This window comes from Neolewinella maritima (assembly GCF_923081025.1).
Lineage (GTDB): Bacteria > Bacteroidota > Bacteroidia > Chitinophagales > Saprospiraceae > Neolewinella > Neolewinella maritima.
The window spans coordinates 186,564-204,232 of the sequence record NZ_CAKLPZ010000005.1 but is presented as its reverse complement, the minus strand read 5'-3'; the positions used below and the strand labels follow the sequence as shown (position 1 = coordinate 204,232).

17 protein-coding genes are annotated in these 17,669 nt (G+C 55.0%); 7 read left to right on the top strand and 10 right to left on the bottom strand.

Annotated features, from left to right (window positions below; translation table 11 throughout):
- Nucleotides 1-46: 46 nt before the first annotated feature.
- Both MJQ68_RS16670 and MJQ68_RS16665 read left to right on the top strand, forming a co-directional pair.
- Nucleotides 47-1,087 carry an outer membrane protein gene (locus MJQ68_RS16670; protein ID WP_238752295.1) on the top strand — a complete coding sequence of 347 codons (1,041 nt, stop codon included), beginning with the start codon at nt 47-49 and terminating at the stop codon, nt 1,085-1,087.
- Between the two features lie 58 nt (nt 1,088-1,145).
- Complete coding sequence (locus tag MJQ68_RS16665; RefSeq protein WP_238752294.1) at nt 1,146-2,195, top strand: M20/M25/M40 family metallo-hydrolase; 1,050 nt, start codon at nt 1,146-1,148, stop codon at nt 2,193-2,195.
- 165 nt (nt 2,196-2,360) lie between these two features.
- Here MJQ68_RS16665 and MJQ68_RS16660 read toward each other — a convergent pair whose 3' ends face one another.
- Nucleotides 2,361-3,128 (bottom strand): Bax inhibitor-1/YccA family protein, encoded by a 768-nt coding sequence (locus MJQ68_RS16660; protein WP_238752293.1) that lies wholly within the window; start codon nt 3,126-3,128, stop codon nt 2,361-2,363.
- 54 nt (nt 3,129-3,182) lie between these two features.
- Nucleotides 3,183-3,605, bottom strand: a complete 423-nt coding sequence (aroQ, locus tag MJQ68_RS16655; protein WP_238752292.1) for a type II 3-dehydroquinate dehydratase — start codon at nt 3,603-3,605, stop codon at nt 3,183-3,185.
- Between the two features lie 106 nt (nt 3,606-3,711).
- Between aroQ and MJQ68_RS16650 the strand changes: the two genes are divergently transcribed.
- Together MJQ68_RS16650 and MJQ68_RS16645 are read left to right on the top strand one after the other, a co-directional pair.
- Nucleotides 3,712-5,139 carry an oligosaccharide flippase family protein gene (locus MJQ68_RS16650; RefSeq protein WP_238752291.1) on the top strand — a complete coding sequence of 476 codons (1,428 nt, stop codon included), beginning with the start codon at nt 3,712-3,714 and terminating at the stop codon, nt 5,137-5,139.
- Between the two features lie 14 nt (nt 5,140-5,153).
- Nucleotides 5,154-6,242, top strand: a complete 1,089-nt coding sequence (locus tag MJQ68_RS16645) for an adenylate/guanylate cyclase domain-containing protein (protein WP_238752290.1) — start codon at nt 5,154-5,156, stop codon at nt 6,240-6,242.
- Here MJQ68_RS16645 and MJQ68_RS16640 read toward each other — a convergent pair.
- The 6 genes from MJQ68_RS16640 to MJQ68_RS16615 all read right to left on the bottom strand — a co-directional run bounded on the left by MJQ68_RS16640 (nt 6,181) and on the right by MJQ68_RS16615 (nt 11,704).
- Nucleotides 6,181-6,669 carry a GbsR/MarR family transcriptional regulator gene (locus MJQ68_RS16640; protein ID WP_238752289.1) on the bottom strand — a complete coding sequence of 163 codons (489 nt, stop codon included), beginning with the start codon at nt 6,667-6,669 and terminating at the stop codon, nt 6,181-6,183. The two genes, MJQ68_RS16645 and MJQ68_RS16640, sit on opposite strands and share 62 nt — an antisense overlap.
- Nucleotides 6,670-7,614: 945 nt before the next feature.
- Nucleotides 7,615-8,289 carry an NAD-dependent epimerase/dehydratase family protein gene (locus MJQ68_RS16635; protein ID WP_238752288.1) on the bottom strand — a complete coding sequence of 225 codons (675 nt, stop codon included), beginning with the start codon at nt 8,287-8,289 and terminating at the stop codon, nt 7,615-7,617.
- An 82-nt stretch (nt 8,290-8,371) separates the two neighbouring features.
- Nucleotides 8,372-8,620, bottom strand: coding sequence for a TonB-dependent receptor plug domain-containing protein (locus MJQ68_RS16630; protein WP_264759017.1), 249 nt, complete (start codon nt 8,618-8,620; stop codon nt 8,372-8,374).
- A 15-nt stretch (nt 8,621-8,635) separates the two neighbouring features.
- Nucleotides 8,636-8,947 (bottom strand): hypothetical protein, encoded by a 312-nt coding sequence (locus MJQ68_RS16625; RefSeq protein ID WP_238752286.1) that lies wholly within the window; start codon nt 8,945-8,947, stop codon nt 8,636-8,638.
- Nucleotides 8,948-9,388: 441 nt separating this feature from the next.
- On the bottom strand, nt 9,389-10,552 hold the full coding sequence (locus MJQ68_RS16620; protein WP_238752285.1) for an HNH endonuclease family protein: 1,164 nt from the start codon (nt 10,550-10,552) through the stop codon (nt 9,389-9,391).
- Nucleotides 10,553-10,558: 6 nt separating this feature from the next.
- On the bottom strand, nt 10,559-11,704 hold the full coding sequence (locus tag MJQ68_RS16615; protein WP_238752284.1) for an adenine-specific methyltransferase EcoRI family protein: 1,146 nt from the start codon (nt 11,702-11,704) through the stop codon (nt 10,559-10,561).
- A gap of 271 nt (nt 11,705-11,975) precedes the next feature.
- On the opposite strand from MJQ68_RS16615, the gene MJQ68_RS16610 reads away from it, so the two are divergent.
- Both MJQ68_RS16610 and MJQ68_RS16605 read left to right on the top strand, forming a co-directional pair.
- Nucleotides 11,976-12,284 carry a hypothetical protein gene (locus MJQ68_RS16610; RefSeq protein ID WP_238752283.1) on the top strand — a complete coding sequence of 103 codons (309 nt, stop codon included), beginning with the start codon at nt 11,976-11,978 and terminating at the stop codon, nt 12,282-12,284.
- 36 nt (nt 12,285-12,320) lie between these two features.
- Nucleotides 12,321-13,400 (top strand): transposase, encoded by a 1,080-nt coding sequence (locus MJQ68_RS16605; RefSeq protein ID WP_319937479.1) that lies wholly within the window; start codon nt 12,321-12,323, stop codon nt 13,398-13,400.
- A 97-nt stretch (nt 13,401-13,497) separates the two neighbouring features.
- On the opposite strand, the gene MJQ68_RS16600 is transcribed toward MJQ68_RS16605, so the two are convergent.
- Together MJQ68_RS16600 and MJQ68_RS16595 are read right to left on the bottom strand one after the other, a co-directional pair.
- Complete coding sequence (locus MJQ68_RS16600; protein ID WP_238752281.1) at nt 13,498-14,067, bottom strand: DUF4145 domain-containing protein; 570 nt, start codon at nt 14,065-14,067, stop codon at nt 13,498-13,500.
- Nucleotides 14,068-14,198: 131 nt separating this feature from the next.
- Entirely contained in the window at nt 14,199-14,807 is a 609-nt protein-coding gene (locus tag MJQ68_RS16595) for a hypothetical protein (protein WP_238752280.1), read from the bottom strand.
- A 512-nt stretch (nt 14,808-15,319) separates the two neighbouring features.
- Between MJQ68_RS16595 and MJQ68_RS16590 the strand changes: the two genes are divergently transcribed.
- Nucleotides 15,320-17,620 (top strand): GH92 family glycosyl hydrolase, encoded by a 2,301-nt coding sequence (locus MJQ68_RS16590; protein WP_238752279.1) that lies wholly within the window; start codon nt 15,320-15,322, stop codon nt 17,618-17,620.
- Nucleotides 17,621-17,669 lie beyond the last annotated feature (49 nt).

Sequence of the window (17,669 nt, the reverse complement as noted above, 5' to 3'; positions counted from 1 at the left end):
ACAACCATACTAGGATAATATCCCTCAATTGATTAAACCGCCTATTATGAAAGCACCCATTACCCTTCTACTATTATTCCTCTCTATTAGCTGTATTCACGCACAGATACAGCGCGGAGATATTCTACTGACCCTCGGGGGTATAGGGGGGCTCAACCGCGGCGGTACGATCGGCGGCGCCAGCTACGATACCAAGTTCGACGCTGCTACGGTATACGTGCTGCCTACCTTCGGCTACGCCCTGACGGATCGGATCGTGCTCGGTGGTACGACGGGCTTTATGGCCTCGATGGGCCTGGGAGCCAATACAGTCTTTTACCTCAATCCTTACGCCCGCTACTACGTGCTGAATAAGGAAAAACTCAGTGCGTTCGCCCAGGTATCCACGGGATTTTCGGCCGATAGTGATGGCGTATCCCTCTTCGACGAGCTGAACCTCGGCATGGGGCTGCAATTTCCCGTAGCTCCGGGTATTCTCTTTGGACCCACTATAGACTATACCCTCGGCGGGCGGCGCAACACGGTCAATTTCGGCGCCAACTTCGAGATCCGGCTGGGGAGTAACACGCGACCGGAAGAGCCGGTAGTAGCGGGTTTCCGCAAGGGGTCGATCATGCTGGGTAGCCAGTTCGTTTCCGCCTCCTTCCGCAAGAACATCGCGCAGGGCGGCATCGCGATCGGCGGGCATTACTTCCTCACCGATAGACTTACCGCCGCACTTTACCTGGGGGGCGGCGCCAGCGATTTCGAGTTCGGCACCTCCAGCCAGCCGCGTAGTTACCGTTCCGGTAGCTTTTCCATCGACCTGGGGAGCCGGTACTACCTTACGACCCGCAAGCGGCTGGTCTGGTTTGCCGAGGGCGGGGCGGGCTTCCGACGCTCCAGCTTCACCAGTGTAGCGATTGGACAGGAGAGCAGTAGCCGGAGCAACAGTTTCAACCTGTCCGCAGGTGCAGGCGCCCAGTACTTCCTTCGAGAAAATGTCTCGCTGGATGTGATGCCGCAGGTTCGACACATCTTCGACGGCGCATCTTCGACAACTACACTTGGTCTGAACGTAGGCGCCAGCTTCATCATCAATCGCTAGGGAAGGTCAGCCGGTCGGTGGAGCGTAGCTTGCGGTACGCTACTGCTACGCTTCCGCCATGACCGACCCGATCCAGCTTCTCACCCGCCTCATCCAGACCCCCTCCCTCAGCCGGCAGGAAGACGCCACCGCCGACCTGATCGCGGACTACCTCACGGACCGCGGCATCACCCCCCACCGGCACCTCAACAACGTCTGGGCCAGGAGCCGCAACTGGCAGGACGGCCGCTCCACCATTCTTCTGAACAGCCACCACGATACGGTGAAGCCCGCTGCGGGCTACACCCGCGATCCCTACCACGCCGAGGTGATCGACGGTAAACTGTACGGACTGGGCAGCAACGACGCCGGGGGCGCGCTGGTCAGTCTGATCGCCACCTTCGTAGCCCTGGAGAACGATCCGGCGCTGAAGTGTAACCTGGTCTTGGCCGCCACCGCCGAGGAAGAGATCAGCGGAGCCAACGGCATTGCCGCCCTGCTGCCCCTGCTATCACCCATCGACGCGGGGATCGTCGGGGAGCCAACCCTGCTCGACCTGGCCGTGGCCGAGCGCGGACTGGTCGTACTCGATGGGCAAACCCAGGGCCGGAGCGGCCACGCCGCCCGCCGGGAGGGAGTCAACGCGCTGTACCTGGCCGTAGACGATATCGCCGCCATCCGTGACCATACCTTCGCCCGGCCGAGTGAGCAGCTCGGTCCTACGACGGCGACGGTCACCGTCATCGCCTCCGGCACCCAGCACAATGTGGTGCCCGACCGCTGCACCTTCGTGGTGGATCTGCGGGTCAATGAAGCCTATACGAACGAGGAGGCGGTGGCGGAGCTGCAGTCCGTCTGCCGGCACGCTACCCTCAGTCCGCGGAGCCTGCGCCTGCAGAGTAGCCGCATCGCCACCGATCATCCGCTCGTCCTTGCAGCCTGCGTGGCCCGCCCCGCTGCCCGTCCGTACGGTTCGCCGACGCTGAGCGATCAGGCACTGATGGCCTTTCCTACACTCAAGCTGGGGCCGGGAGACAGTGCCCGCAGCCATACGGCAGACGAGTACATCTACCTGCGGGAGATCGAGGAGGCCGTGGCGATGTACACCCGGCTGCTAACTAATTGGTAAAAGATTTGGTGGTGCAGGCAGCGCTATCCCCCCGCCTACCGTTTTGGCTACAGTTTTGATAATTACTGCAGCCTCACTTTGTACTCACTACTATCAACTGGCTGTTAACGCAAGCAGGGGAAAACGGACACCCGTTTTCCCCTGCGTTTTTTAGTTCGTGACCTATTAGTCGCGATTCATCACGCTCAGTAGCCGCAGTACCTCCACGTACAGCCACACCAGGGTCACGATCAGGCCCATGGCGCAGAACCACTCCATATACTTCGGGGACCGCATGGCGGCGCCGCGCTCGATGTTGTCGAAGTCGAGCAGCAGGTTCAGCGTAGCGATACCGATGATGAACAGGCTGATGCCGATACCGATCAGGCCCCCCTCGTGCAGGAAGGGCATGTTGATGCCGAAAAAGCCGAGGCCGATATTGAGCAGGTAGACCAGCAGGATGCCGCCGGTAGCCATCATGATACCGGAACGGAACTTCTCCGTCACCTTGATCAGGCCCGCCTTGTAGACGAAGAGCATCATGAACAACAGGGCGATCGTGATCATGATCGCGTTGAACGCCAGGCCGACGCCGAAGCCCGCTACGTACATCGACGTGACGGAGCCCACGAACAGACCCTCCAGCAGCGCATAGATCGGTGCCAGCGTGCCGGATAGTTTCGGCTTAAAGGACATGATCACGACCAGCACCAGTCCGCCGATCGCGCCGCCCCATAGGAAGAGGCTGCTGGGGAACAGAAAGGAATACACCGCCGTGCCCGCCAGGAGCAGGGCCAGTAAGAGGGTTTTATTGACCGCGCCGCTGACGGTCATCACGGTATCGTCGGCCCGGGTGATGAAGCCGCCGTCGAGCGGTCGCTGGGATGCCTTGGCCAGCCGCTCCTCACTCAGGATGGGGTTGCTGGACTGCTTAAAGCGATCGGATAAAGACATGTAGATTCGTTTAGTTAGCTTATAAAACACCCCGTGGGTGCATCTCGTTGTGCGTCACACAAAATACTGCACGGCCAGCTCGTAGCCCCGCAGGCCGAAGCCCACGATGATGCCCTCGCAGACCGGCGACAGGTACGAATGCTGCCGAAAGGCCTCCCGCTTGTGCACATTGGAGATATGTACCTCGATGACCGGCGTCTCGATGGCCGCCACCGCATCCGCCAGGGCCACGCTCGTATGCGTATAGGCCCCCGCATTGAGCACGATGCCGTCGTAGTTGAAGCCGATCTCGTGCAGCTTGTCCAGTAGCTCGCCCTCGTGGTTGCTCTGGAAATAGCTCAGCTCGACGTCCGAGTCGATGAATTTGCCCTTGAGGTGGATCAGAAAGTCTTCGAAGGTATCCTCCCCGTACACCTCCGGCTCGCGCCGTCCGAGCAGGTTCAGGTTGGGACCGTTGATGATCATGACTTGGAGCATGGGGTTAGGGGTTAAGGAGTTAGGGGGTTAAGTAAGGTAGGGTGTGGTGGGCAGATGTACCTTGTCCGGACAGAACTACCGAACCACAAGACTACAGAACTACCCCTTGCTCTCTTCCTTTTTTCGCAATGCCGTGCTGGTGCTTGTGCTCAACCTGGGGGTGAAGGGCGTCTACCTCTTTGCCATCGAGCGGACGGTGCAGAACCTGCTGCCGGAGGCTGAGTACGGACTGTATTTCTCGCTGCTGGGGCTGGGGCTGATCCTGCAGATCATCGCCGATGCGGGCCTGCAGTTGTACAACAGCCGCACGATCAGCGGGCACCGGCAGCTGCTGGCCAAGTACTTTCCCTACTTCCTGCTGCTCAAGGCGGTGCTGGGGGGGGCGTTCTTTTTGTCCCTGCTGGTGGTGGGCTACGCGCTGGGCTACCGGGGGGCGGAGATCGGTCTGCTGCTGCTCATCGGCACCGGTCAGCTACTCAATAGCCTGGTGTTGTACCTGCGCTCTAACCTGGCGGGGCTGGGGCGGTACGCGCTGGACAGTGCCTTCAGCGTGCTCGATAAGCTGTGTATGATCGCGGGCATCGGGGCGCTGTTGCTGCTGGCTCCGGAGCGACTCAGTATGCACCTGTTTGCGGGGACGCAGGTGCTGAGCTGGCTGATCACGGCGGTGGGCCTGGCGGTGCTGCTGCGGGGTAAGTTGCGGTTCCGCTGGCCGACCTTCCGGGCGGCTACGCTCTGGATGCTGCTGCGGGGCGGGGCACCGTATGCGCTGGCGATCCTGCTACAGACGGCATACAGCCGCACCGACGCCATCATGATCGAGCGCCTGCTGCCCGGTGGGGCGGAGGCGGCCGGGCACTACGCCGCGGGCTACCGGCTGCTCGACGCCATCAATACGGTGGGCTGGCTGCTGGCCGGCCTGCTACTGCCCATGTACGCCCGGCTCCACGCGCGGCGGGAGGATGTGACGGAGCTGCTGCGCTTCAGTGTGCACCTGCTGGTGGGGGGGAGTCTGATCGTAGCGGTGGCGGTAGCGACCTACGCCGCGCCGATCGTGGAACTGCTGTACGACTTCGCGGAGCCGCGTACGGCCCGCGTTCTGTTCTTCCTGGCGCTCACCTTCGTGGCGCAGTGCCTCAACTACGCCTACGGGGCCCTGCTCGGCGCGACCGGTCTACTGGGCCGCATGAATTACGTCTTTGCGCTGGGCATCCTCGTCAATGTAGCCGGCAATTTGTGGGCGCTGCCGCGCTACGGGGCAGCGGGTGCGGCGGCGGTGACGCTACTGACGCAGTCCTTCGTAGCGCTGCTGCAGGCGGGACTGGCCCACCGCTGGCTGGCGCTGCCGGCCGGGCGCGTCTACTGGGGCCGACTCGCACTACTCTGCGCACTACTAGTGGGGATGGGTGTGCTGCTCGTCCGCTACGCCGGGCTGGGGTGGTTGGCGGAGTTTCTGCTGCTAGGGGGGAGTGGGGTAGTGGTGGCGGTTGGCCTGCGGCTGCTCGATCTGCGGCAGTTGCTTACGCTGCGCTGACTTACCTTGGCCGCATGAGCGTACTGGGCCGCAGGCTGGTTTTTTGGGCGCAGTTGGTCACTACCTGGACGCTGGCCTTCGTGCTCTTCGGTTTCCTGCGCAACTTCGGCTGGCCGAAGGCTAGCGGATTCGATCCGTCCTATAGCAACTCCTTCGGTCTGCACCTGGCGCTGGGTCTGGTAGTGGGCACGGTCTACTTTCTGATCGAGCTACTGATGAAGCGCCGCATATTTCGGCGGCTGTCCTTCGGGCGCTGGGCGGGACTGAAGTTGATCATGCATTTCTTGCTGGCGCTTGGACTGTTTTCGCTGGCCGTTCTACTGTATCCCGTCTTTGGTGGAGAGGTGCGTGTGGGACTGACCTTCCAGGAGGTTTTATTCAGCAGGCTACTCCTGGTAGCGCTGGTCTATTTTTCGGTGATCAGCCTGGCCATCACGCTGTTTACGCTGATGAATCAGAAGCTGGGTCCGGGCATTCTCCCCAACATGCTGCGCGGCAAATACCACCATCCCCGCACGGAGGAGCGCATCTTTCTGTTCATCGACCTGCGCTCCTCCACGACGATCGCCGAGCAGCTGGGGCACGTACGGTTCAGCCGGCTGATCCAGGACTGCTTTGCTGATGTCACGGATGCGGTCACCCGGTACCGGGCCGAGATCTACCAGTACGTGGGGGACGAGGTGATCCTGTGCTGGACCTCCGCCGCCGGACTGCGCGACAACAACTGCGTAGAAGCCTACTTTCACTTCATGCGTACCCTGGATAACCACGCCGCGCACTACGAGCGGGAGTACGGCCTGCAGCCCGTGTTCAAGGCTGGTGCCCACCTGGGGGAGACCACGGTAGCCGAGGTAGGCATCATCAAACGCGAGCTGGCCTACCACGGCGACGTACTCAATACCGCCGCACGTATTCAGAGCAAGTGCAACGAACTCGGGGAATTGCTCCTGATCTCTCCTGCCCTGCACGAGGCTCTGCCGCTGGGGGATGACTACACCGCTCAGACCTTCGCGCCCGTAAAGCTGGTCGGTAAGGCGGATGCTATGCCGGTGATCGGCCTGCGGCGGCGGCGGCCGCACGGCGTTGCTCCCACTCTGCTCTGATGCGGGGCAGCTCCTGCTCGAGGTGAAGGAAGTAGTCCTGGATGCGCCGGAGATCGGCGTTGAACGCTTCGTCCTCCGTGTCCTTGCGTAGGTCCACTACCTTTTTCATCGTGGCCACGAAGGGGGTGATGGTTGTGAAGCTGTCCTGGATCTGCTCCAGCCACTTCTGGGAGCTTACGCGGAAGTACCGCTTGCGGTCGCCGGGCTTGGTCGTATAGTCGACCCGCCCTTCGTTCATCAGCCGCTTGAGCGCGTTGCTGATCGTACTCTTGCTGGCGCCGAGGAATTCCTGAATGGCAAAGAAATCCAATTCCGGTGGGTCGGAGAGGAGCAGTAGCGCGAAGGTGCGGGCCTCTACGGGGGTGAGTCCGGTGGACTCGAAGAATTTGCCGATCTCCTCGACGCGCAGTTTGATGTCTTTGATCAAGGTAGTGAGGGGATGGGGAGGCCAGAAGTACCGCCAGGTTTTTTCGTTCCGTGCCAATCGGTAACAGGACGGCTGTTGCTAAAGTTGCTGAAATATGATAAAAAATTGCATCAGGAACGGTATTCCGGCGATAAATCTTACAACTAACTGCAGGGGGGATAGCTGGATCGAGTGCTGCGCAGTACTGGATCTAGCGTACGGACGGTAGGTGAGCCTGATAAAGGGGGAGGAGGGCAAACACTAAACACCCCACTCCCCTACATTCACTAATTAGGCTATTCTGGGGCGGGAAGCCACCTATAGGTGCTTCCGTGTTATTTCTCTGGGGTAGCTCAGAGCCGCTACGCTACTAACTGACAAAAGGTGCGTTTGGTTCTGTAAATAAAAAACTAATTTACCAGTGTATCGGTACCCGGCAATAGAGGGCCAACCGTGAGTACTCACAGCCGGCCATCCGAAAAAATCTCTCAAAACTAGATAGTCTTAGGTTCGCATTACCGGATCCCACTGGTCTAGTCCGTCACCAGCTCATGGGTAGGGAAGGGAAGTTTTGGGCTACTGTCCGATCATAAAGGCGGACAGCTAGGAGGACAAAAGCTAACAGGTGGGATCCTAAGTACTCGAAAGAGCACACGTAGCGCGATAATTATTCGGCAAACACCTAAAAGTTCCGTTAGTTCTATCTGGATAGAACTAATTAGTTGCACGCTGTTCTCGTGGCTTCGTAGGGTGCCCATGCAGCGTGCAGTAGGCAGCGGGGGAAGAAGTGAGGTTGGTAGCTTGGCACCAGATGTTTACAAGGGGCGCAAGACGCAGGTGCGAGGTATCCACCACGGCGGCACCTAAAAACCGGAACTGTCTTACCGACACGGCAAAATCAGCGTTAATCCGCGAATACAATCTGCGTAGATCTGTGGTGAACTCCTCCGGAAAGCCTTAATCTCTTCACATCCGCTGGGCCGCTAGCCGGTTAATATCCTTGTTCTCCAGGATCTGCTGCTCGGGCGGGTGTAGTGCGACCTGGATCATGGCCCGTCCGATGCGGCTGCTCGTCGTGGCCCAGTCGAAGCGCTTCAGCAGGGGGAACAGCGGGCGCAGCACGGTAAGGAAGGTGTTGACCCAGCCGGTCTTGGACTGCACGGCGGTATCCGGGATCAGTACCCCGAGCCGGAACATATAGGCGGCGCGGAAGCCGAGCTCCAGCAGGGCGTTCTCCGTGCGGCCCTTGACGCGGGCCCACATCATGCGGCTGGTCTCCGTACGGTCGGTACCCGAACCGGAAACATAGGTAAAGACCAGGTCGGGGTTGACCTCGTGCAGCGTGCGGGCGAAGGAGGTGACCAGGGTGTAGGTCAGCTGGGTATACTCCGCTTCCGACTTCCCCGCCGCACTGACGCCGGCACAGAAGAAGCAGGCGTCGTAGCCCTTCAGCAGACCGCGGATGGAGCCGATGTCGGTGAAGTCCCGGTGCAGCAGCTCGGTCAGCTTGGGATGCTGCAGGGCTACGGGCTGCCGGTTGATCATCAGCACCCGCTCGACGTGGGGACTGTCCAGGCACTCGAGCAATACGGCGCGACCGACCATGCCGCTGGCGCCGGTGAGGATGGGAGAGATGGGCATGGGGGGAAGGTACGGGGATTGGGGCTCGGATCAGCTATTGCGCATCGCCATACCATTCACCCTAAGGCTAACGCACGGAACCCTAGTCACGCCGCAACGTGATCGCAATCACCCCGCCGGTGGCATCGCTTCCGTATACATTGGTCTGGCTCGGTCCCTTAAGTACTTTGACCGACTTGACATCGCTCATGCTGATCGAGTTGTAGATCGCTGCGTAGTCATGTCCCGACGGACGGCCATCGACCACGAACAAGGGGGAGTTTCCGTTGCCCTTCGTTCCGTTGTCCCCCCGGATCATAAATCGTGCATTGGCTTCAGTATGAACGGGCAGAATGGATAGGTAGGATTAGTTGTCTTCGGAAGCTATGACCAAGGTAACCTCATAAAGCTGGTAAGTTGAGCCTTCATGTTTGCCAAAACCACGTTCCGTACCGTCTTCCAAAGTATCTCGATATTGAACCTCAATACCATCGTCTAACAACTTACTCCTTTTCTCTATTACCCACATATGATAGTAACTTTCTGGGTCAACTATACTTACTGTGTCAGAGCGATAAGATTGCGCATCAAGTAGAATAGCTTCGTCACTACCTAAGCCACAGGAGGCTACAGAAGTAGTCACTAACAGTATTGATACTAGTAGGTTATTGATTTTCATGTATAGATAGTCCAAATTATATTGAGTTATAGTAACTATTGTCGGAGTGCAAAATTGACCTGTGGAGGGTACACTGAAATGGGAGTGGCTGAATTTAACCTATTGCTAAAATAAGCACGGTGATCTTGCCCACTGAGACTTTTGCAAAAAGTGTATCAGAGAGCTATATAGGCCCCTCCCGAGCCGTGTTCGACTAAGACGGATCATGCGCAGCCAGGACCGACACGTTTATGAACCTAACTATCGCTCAGCACGCTAATGGACTACCAAGGCAGCAGGTCACGGCACGAGCCGCCTCACGGCCGGGCGGGGGCACTATGACATAAAGTTACTTTCTAAGCTACCGCAACGCAAGAGTAGCCGCTAAACACCCGTGGTCAAGGCTCCAGTATGGTAGGGAAGCGTTTAGCTTAATGGAGTTGGCGCCGTGTTAGCGGCATTTTATTTATTCCCTTTTGACCTATTGTGAGTTTTACAAAGCATCTGACAGTTTTTAATATCTGTAGCTCCATTCTTACTCCAAGCAGTTACATGGTCCGCATCCATTTCTGAAAGCTTGTAGACCCTATCTTTATTAGATTGATGACCGAGTGTGCAAAGTGGGCAGTTAGATAAACCTACATTTTTTGCTTCTACAGTTTGTTTTTTGTAGACTTTTCTCTTAGTATCCTCGTCAAATACTCTAATATCTAAAAGTTTTGTGTCTTGAAGTCCCCCTAAGATATATTCGAATATTCCCTTTCTATTTTTAACAAATGGGTCACTATACAATACCTGGACTTTTCTAGAAATTTCTTCAGGATCATAAGCTATTCTGTGATATGACTCATATAGCATTCCCCATTCTAATCCTCTCATTTCTTTTTCAACGTCGATAAATATGTTTGAAACCCAATCAATAACAGTATCAAAATATACTTTCAGTTCTGAAATACTATCATTGTATCTGTGTTTACTCATATAATTCCCAACCTCTTCTTTACTGACCCATGCTAATGCTGTTGCGAGAAAATCTTGTCTATTTGCAGACCCCCTAATATAAGAACTCCATTTTTGAATATTTGCATTAGAACTGTTACTGAATTCTTCTTTCGCTTTGGTAACGAATGGTCCTGAATACACAGCATTCAATAATTCTTGACTGTTTAAAGGAACTCCTGCAATATTGATTGTCCTAAACCATTCTTTAATCTCCGATTCCGAACCTTCACATACATAAATCAAGAGCTTAGTATTCAGTATTTTCGATTTTTTATCCGCAGCCAATCCGGTAAAGTACTGTTCCATACCATTGGAATCTTTTATTGCGAATTTATTAGTTACAAATCTTCCAAAGCTAGTAATACGTTGCTGGCCATCTAAAACTTCATACTTTTCACCTGCTACTTTGTTAAAGTATATGAGTCCTAATGGATAACCCTTCAATATTGAATTGATTACTGCGACATCCTTTTTCCCATCTGCATATATATAATTCCTTTGGTATTCGGGCTGAATAGTTAAGTTGCCTGACAGGCCAAATAGACCTCGCCCTTCCAATTCGTTGTACACAAATCCTTTAGTAATGTCACCAATTGTTATTTCTATTTTAAGTTCCGTTCTCATGCATATCTATTTATGGTTGATTAAAATCCGTTGAAATACTTTGACAAGCAACCCATCTCTTTCTACAACACCGTTTGAATTTAAGTCATATGAACCTTTTTTACCAAATTTAGCCAGGTAGGCTTGCTTGCATTCTTCTCTTGTAAATACTCTAGACTTTAGATCGTATAAATTTTCATTCTCACACATTCCTACAATCTCAAATTGATTGGGGTTATGCTTAGCAAGGAAACTAACAGGTACTCCCATAACACCTGCATAATCACTTGGTATAAATTTGACTTTAGGAACTTCAATCGCATCATAGTTTACATATTTTTCGAATGGCTTTTTTAGTCCAAATTTGACGACATCCTTTTGCGTCATTAATGGGATTGGTTGATGTCTTCTTCCATGATCAATATTGGTAAACCAGCAGGAATTTCCAAGCCTAGTATAATTACCAATATAGCCTAGCTTTTCAGCCTTCTCCTTATCCTTTTCTTTTACAACTGCACCTTCTGGTACTGAAAACACCATATCACTACCATTTGCCGTAGCACCTAACCACAACTTATCATTTTGGACTAAAGGAAAGATTTCTTTATAGTTAGCCGCACTCATACTTCCAACTACAGAAAATAGTTTATTTGCATCAAAAACCCATTCTACGAATTCTCGAAATAATGAAAAAGGAGGATTCGTAATAATTATATCAGACTGATCTCGAAGGTTTGTAATTTCCTTGCTTTTAAAATCGCCATTACCTTCTAGATATTTCCACTCTAAGTCTTGTATATCAATTTTTCCGTCTCCTGTTTTATCATATCCTAATTCAAATATTTTACCATTTTTAATTGCCTTTACTTCATCATACGATGGATCACTCGTTTCAAATAATGAAGGTTGGTAATCACTGGTATGCTTTTTGCTATCAATCGAATAGCTTGTGCTGATCAATTTTTTGAGTCCAAAACGACTAAAATTTTGTGCGAAATATTTTGTAAAATTACTCCATTCAGGGTCATCACACGGTAACAGTACAACTTTATTTCTGAACACATCTGGGTTAAATTCCAAATAAGCATTCATCTCTTTTTCGATAGAATGATAAATTGTATAGAATTCATCGTTCTTTTCTCTTTTAGCTGTAGCTAAACTAGCATTTTTCATAGATCGAAGATACTATTTTATTTGTTGCCGCTAACGGGGGCGCCCAAGCAGCCGGGGCATTCTTCATAACCCACCCACAAGGGGGCGGCGCGGCGGCATAGACCGAAACCGACCGTAGGGAGCTTTCGGGCCATTGACGACGCGACGAACCCGGCCAGCAATAGCACTTAACCAACTTTAAAATCACCAGCTCCGGTTGACGCTGGGCGCAGTGTTCACGGCCATTAAGCTAAGCATTTGCTGGCATTTGTCTACTCCCGAAATTAGGAGCATGACCCGCGCCCTGACCCGCTTTCTGACTCTTCTGCGCAGCTTCCCTGATCTCACCACGGAGGCCCAACGCGCGCAGTATATCGTCGAGCCCCACCGGCACTTCACCCGTTCCAGCCCCCTGACCTTCCGCCGCACCGTAGCCTTCATCCTGCAGCTGGTCCGTAAGTCCACCGCCGTGGAACTACACGACTTCTTCGGCTCCCTCGGCCGGGCCCCGGTCACTAAGTCCGCCTTCGCCCAGCGCTGGCGGGCCATCCGCCCGGCCTTCTTCCGCGATTTCTTCTACCGCTCGGTCCAAGACTTTTAGACTTGCTTCCGCCACGCACGCCGCTGGCGATCTCATCTGATTTTCGCCGTGGACGGTACCGGGCAGACCCTACCCCGCGAGCACTGGATCGGCCAGGCCTTTGGCTTTCATCAGAACCAGCACGACAAGGTGCCCTCCACCCGTATCCTGCTGACCTACGATCTGCTTAACCGCATCATTCTCCGGGCGGACCTGCATACTCAGCACAGCGGTGAGATCCGTCATGCTTATCCCAATGTCGAGCACCTGCCCCAACGGGCTATATATATTTACGACCGTGGTTACGCCGGCTACGGGCTGCCCTTCCTGCACCGCCGCCACGGTTCCGACTGTATCATCCGCCTACCCGTGAGTATGAGTCCCGAAGTCGTAGACTTCGTCCGCAGTGGTCAGCCCGACCGGCTCATCACTGTCCCGCTCCTGGGGCGGGCCCTGCGTACGCTGCGACAGTTGGGACTCCGCCCTGAGGAGCGTCACCCCCTGGAGCTCCGCTTGGTGCGCGTCGAGCTCAGCACGGGGGAAGTCGAAGTATTGCTGACTACGCTCATGAACCGCCGCCGTTTCCACCACCGCCGTATCGGAGAACTCTACGGGCTACGGTGGGGCGTGGAAACGGGCATCTCTCACCTGAAGTCCTTTCTCCAACTAGCGCTTACTTCCGCTTACACCCAACCTGGCGTAGAACAGGACCTCTGGTCGACCTGCTGGTTTTACAATGTACAGAGTGCCTGCCTGCTAGACCGGGAGCTGGCCAAGCAGGCCCGAACCAAACACCGTATGTACAGCTATCGGATCAACCGCAACGTGACCGCCGGTCTGATCAAGCGGTGGCTACCCACCCTCTTCCTGGATGGCGTGCGGCGCTGGCGCACCCGCACCAAGGTCCTGCTGGACGAACTCGTCCAGCACCTGGAACCCGATAGGCCCCGCCCGAGCCGTGTTCGTCTAAGACAGATCATCCGCAGCCAGGACCGACATGTCTACGCCGAAGGACCCGATACCTATCGGCGAACCCAACTATCGCTCAGCACACTAATGGAATACCAAGGCAGCAGATCACGGCACGATCCGCCTCACGGCCGGACGGGGACACTATGCCCTAAAGTTACTTTCTAAGCTACCTCGACGCAAGAGTAGCCGCTAAGCAACCGTGGTTAAGACATTATGGTAGGGAAGAGCTTAGCTTAATGGAGTTGAGGCGGTGTTAGCGGCATTATTTTTTTACTTTTTCCATTGAATTGACCGCTATTTCAACAAGTTTTGGTGCAGAATAGATGTATTCTAAAATAGCTAGCGATAGATTTTCAACGATAGGAATTTCATCATTACTCAACTCGCCTATTCCAGCATGAGCTCCTATATTGCCAAAATTCTTCAAATACTTTGCGATTGACGCCAACTCATCAGGCAATATGCTTCTACTAGCCAGATCATTAAGCATCGAAGCTAGCGTATTTCCGTTGGCTTCCTTATCTAGGCACACCATTTCAAGCATCCTTCTAATCAATACTACATACGCGTTCACATCAATACGCTTAACTTTGTAAGCCGCCTGAAAGGCTATAGATATTTTCTTTGGAAGTCCAATAGGCACCTTGCTTTTCACCGGATAAATTGCTTGATACCTTGGTTTATCTATCTCAGGCATCATGGTATCATCCCAATCGTAATAGAAGACGTTCAAACAATTACATCCTCTACATTTACATAGATTAAAAATGGTGCCCCAGGAGAAAGTATGTTCTGCATCTTCATCATATTCTTCTTCTTCATAATAGCTCATAGTATCAAGAATTGCCATCTTTGATACGCGAAGGCATACTACACACTCCAGCGATACTATCGTTTTTTTCATTGTTCTATGAGCTTTACACGAGAAAAATTCATTAACCTTTAATGCTATATACATCAGATTTACGCATCATCCATTAAGCTCCTAGTGATGTCTTTATAGTGATCTATTTGATCTGACAATCCATCAAGCAACATTGATAGCCTTTTGAATGTACTCCTCAAATTTTTTATACAAATATAGTCATGTATTTGCGTAAGGTTTCCCGCTTTGTCTACTGGATACCTGAAGTGCATTGAGATTGGATCTGATCCAGATAACTCCTTAATAATTTGATCCATAGCTTTAAATTCGTCATCGTCATCCTTTTCACCTATTTCTCGGTATTGCCGTTTAAACTCTCCCCACATATTATCAATTCTATGGTGAGATGGGAATCCATAGTTTTGACTGTTGCAATAGTTTAGACCCTGAATTAACTCTTTCAGCCTTAACTCTACATAATGCCTGATTAAGAAAACGATCGGATAAACTAGGAAGTCTTTACCGTCCTGCTCTTCTCTAAGCACGATACTATCTATTAAATATTTTGCTGCATATCCATAACTAGTCGCGTAGGTGCCGAACTGTTGGAACGATTTATGCAACCAGGCTTTGTAAATGACAGGACCGTCATCTATAAATAACTTGTCATCTTTTCGCGGAAATTCAATTTCTTCTTCTAAGAACATAGATATCTATTTAATTGTCGCCCATCATCTGTATCAACGATTGCGTAAAGCCCCCCAATCTACGGCAATAACCTGACGTGAATACACCACTTGACGTGAAGCGCCCGGTTGTCGTTGTTCCCCCAGTTGCGTAAACACTCCACCCGTCTGTTGTATATACGCAATAGAACTGCCTTACCCCCAAACGGCTTCGCCCTCCATGCGTCGCCCCGCCTGCCCCTAGCTGCACCCCTGGAAGTCTAATCCGTAGCACCGCCTAAACATAGCAAGCCTGCTCCACATATGACTGCTATTCTAATACCTTTTAGAATAAGGGGTAGAAGCTGCCCTCCAGACTATCCCCCGCACCGGCGACCGCGCCCGCAATCATGTGTTACACCACCAGTTGGATGCAGTACCAAACCACACCCACCCCCCAACTTCAGCTTTTACACAGCCCTAACGTTGAGATTGTACAGCTTCCGGGTGCATCAAGCCCACCGTATCTTCCACACCACCAACCCGACCTACCGATGCGCTACCGGCTTACCCTCTGCCTGCTCCTCCTGGCTGCGTGTGTCCTGGCGCAGATCCGCCAGCCCGTAGATTACGTCAACCCCCTGATCGATACCCACCAGTCGCGCTGGTTCTACTTCTCGTCGGCGAGCCGGCCGTTCGGGATGGTGAACCTGAGTCCGGATACGAACGTGCGGGGGAGCTGGGAGTCGGGCTACCTGTACGACTCTACCGTGGTGCGCTGCTTCAGCCACGTGCACGCCTGGCAGCTCGCCGGGGTGCCCGTCATGCCCACGACCGGGGAGATGCGCGGCCACCTCGGCATGGATAGCACCCTGAGCACCTTTTCCCATGCTACGGAGCAGGTCAGCCCCGGCTACCACCGGCTGCACCTCGACCGCTACGGCATCGACGTGGAGCTCACCTCCACCACCCGCGTGGGCCTGCACCGCTACCGCTTTGCGGACGACGGGCAGCCACGCCACCTGCTGTTCGACACCGGGGCCTTCCTGGCGCACGATTCGACCGACTACTCCATGGTCCGCCGCGTATCGCCGACCGAGCTGGAGGGCTACGTCATCCTGGGCCCCACCCACCGCCGGCCCAAGCCCGTCCGGCTGTACTTCATCGCGCATACTGACGCGCCCGCAGCGGCATTCGGCGGTTGGCGTGCGGGGTCGCTGGTGCCGGGTCTCGCGGAAGGCCCCACCGACAGCCTAGCCGGCAAAGACATCGGGGCCTACCTCACCTTCGCCGATACCCTCACCGACCTCCAGCTCAAGGTGGCCCTGAGCTACACCTCCCTGTCCGCTGCCCGCGCCAACCTGGCGGCCGAGCTCGATCACTGGGACTTCGACCGCGTCCGCCAGGACGCCCGCGCGGAGTGGAACGCTATGCTGGGGCGCATCGAGGTCAGCGGCGGCACCGAGGCCCGCCACGTCAAGTTCTACACCGATCTCTGGCACGCCCTGCTGGGCCGGCGCATCATCAGCGACGCAGACGGCAGCTACCCCGATAATACGGGCGGGGTAACGCAGGTGCGTAAGAGTTCCCACGGCTATCCTCACTACAACTTCGATGCCTGGTGGGGCAGCCACTGGTCGCTCAATCAACTCTGGTCCCTGGCCTACCCGGAGATCATGGACGGCTTCTGCAATACGATGGTGGATATGTACCGGAATGGCGGACTGATCCCCCGCGGTCCCTCCGGCGGCAACTACACCTACGTGATGATTGGCGATCCGGCAGCCAGCTTTTTCGCCGCGGCCCTCAACAAGGGCATCGACGACTACGACGTGGAAGCCGCCTACGCCGGACTGCGCAAGAACGCCTTCGTCGGCGGTATCCGCGACCACGCCGGCTACGAGCACCGTACGCTGGCCTTCGGGGGCGGCATGCAGTACTACGAGGAGCGCGGCTACGTCCCCGAGGGCATCGAGGGGCCCGGCGGACACAAGGACGGCGCCAGCATGACCCTGGAGTACGCCTATCAGGACTGGTGCCTGGCCCAGATCGCCCGCCGCCTGGGCAAGCAGGAGGACCACGACTTCTTTCTGCAACGGTCGCAGAACTACCGCAAGCTGTGGAACCCCGCCACCGGCTACATGCACCCCCGCGAGATGGATGGCAGCTGGATGGAGGACTTTCAGCCGGTCGTCGACGACTTCAACGCCCGCGGCTTCTGCGAGGCGAACTCGGCCATTTATACCCACTACGTACCCCACGATCTGCCCGGACTGATGGAGCTCTTCGGCGGCCGCCAGACCTACCTCGATTCCCTCAACGGATCATTCGAAAAAGCGGAGCAGGACTGGCTCAAGGCCGCCGGCAAGGTGCACGCCGCCAACTGGGTCGACTACGGCAATCAGCCGGGCACGGCCATGGCCCACCTATTCAATGTGGCCGGAGCACCCTGGCTCAGTCAGCGGTGGGTGCGCGCCATCAAGGATACCTACGCCGACACCACGGCCTACGGCGGCTACCACGGCGATGAGGATCAGGGGCAAATGGGCGCCCTGGGCGTACTCATGGCGATCGGACTGTTCAGCGTAGACGGCAGCGCCGCTGCGGAGCCCAGCTACCAGATCACTACGCCGGTATTCAAGGAAATCATCGTCCACCTCTCGCCGGACTACTATACCGGCGATACCTTCACGATCCGCGTAGCCGGCGAGCCGGAGGAAGAGCTCTATATCCGTGGCGCAACACTCGACGGGCAGGCGTGGTCCGGCGTAGACCTGCCCTTCGACCGGGTAAGCGGGGGAGGCGTGCTGGAACTGACTACGGATAGTGTGCCCCATAAGAACTGGGGGCGGTGAGGGGTTTTGCACGTAGCTTTGCACCTGCGACCGCGCCCCGACTACCGGC

What these genes read in the sequence shown, in the direction of transcription:
- MJQ68_RS16635 (WP_238752288.1), bottom strand. Translation starts at nt 8,289, where the DNA reads ATGCCCATCTCTCCCATCCTCACCGGCGCCAGCGGCATGGTCGGTCGC.
- MJQ68_RS16615 (WP_238752284.1), bottom strand. Translation starts at nt 11,704, where the DNA reads ATGAAAAATGCTAGTTTAGCTACAGCTAAAAGAGAAAAGAACGATGAA.
- MJQ68_RS16620 (WP_238752285.1), bottom strand. Translation starts at nt 10,552, where the DNA reads ATGAGAACGGAACTTAAAATAGAAATAACAATTGGTGACATTACTAAA.
- MJQ68_RS16660 (WP_238752293.1), bottom strand. Translation starts at nt 3,128, where the DNA reads ATGTCTTTATCCGATCGCTTTAAGCAGTCCAGCAACCCCATCCTGAGT.
- MJQ68_RS16625 (WP_238752286.1), bottom strand. Translation starts at nt 8,947, where the DNA reads ATGAAAATCAATAACCTACTAGTATCAATACTGTTAGTGACTACTTCT.
- aroQ (WP_238752292.1), bottom strand. Translation starts at nt 3,605, where the DNA reads ATGCTCCAAGTCATGATCATCAACGGTCCCAACCTGAACCTGCTCGGA.
- MJQ68_RS16670 (WP_238752295.1), top strand. Translation starts at nt 47, where the DNA reads ATGAAAGCACCCATTACCCTTCTACTATTATTCCTCTCTATTAGCTGT.
- MJQ68_RS16595 (WP_238752280.1), bottom strand. Translation starts at nt 14,807, where the DNA reads ATGTTCTTAGAAGAAGAAATTGAATTTCCGCGAAAAGATGACAAGTTA.
- MJQ68_RS16590 (WP_238752279.1), top strand. Translation starts at nt 15,320, where the DNA reads ATGCGCTACCGGCTTACCCTCTGCCTGCTCCTCCTGGCTGCGTGTGTC.
- MJQ68_RS16610 (WP_238752283.1), top strand. Translation starts at nt 11,976, where the DNA reads ATGACCCGCGCCCTGACCCGCTTTCTGACTCTTCTGCGCAGCTTCCCT.
- MJQ68_RS16600 (WP_238752281.1), bottom strand. Translation starts at nt 14,067, where the DNA reads ATGAGCTATTATGAAGAAGAAGAATATGATGAAGATGCAGAACATACT.
- MJQ68_RS16645 (WP_238752290.1), top strand. Translation starts at nt 5,154, where the DNA reads ATGAGCGTACTGGGCCGCAGGCTGGTTTTTTGGGCGCAGTTGGTCACT.
- MJQ68_RS16665 (WP_238752294.1), top strand. Translation starts at nt 1,146, where the DNA reads ATGACCGACCCGATCCAGCTTCTCACCCGCCTCATCCAGACCCCCTCC.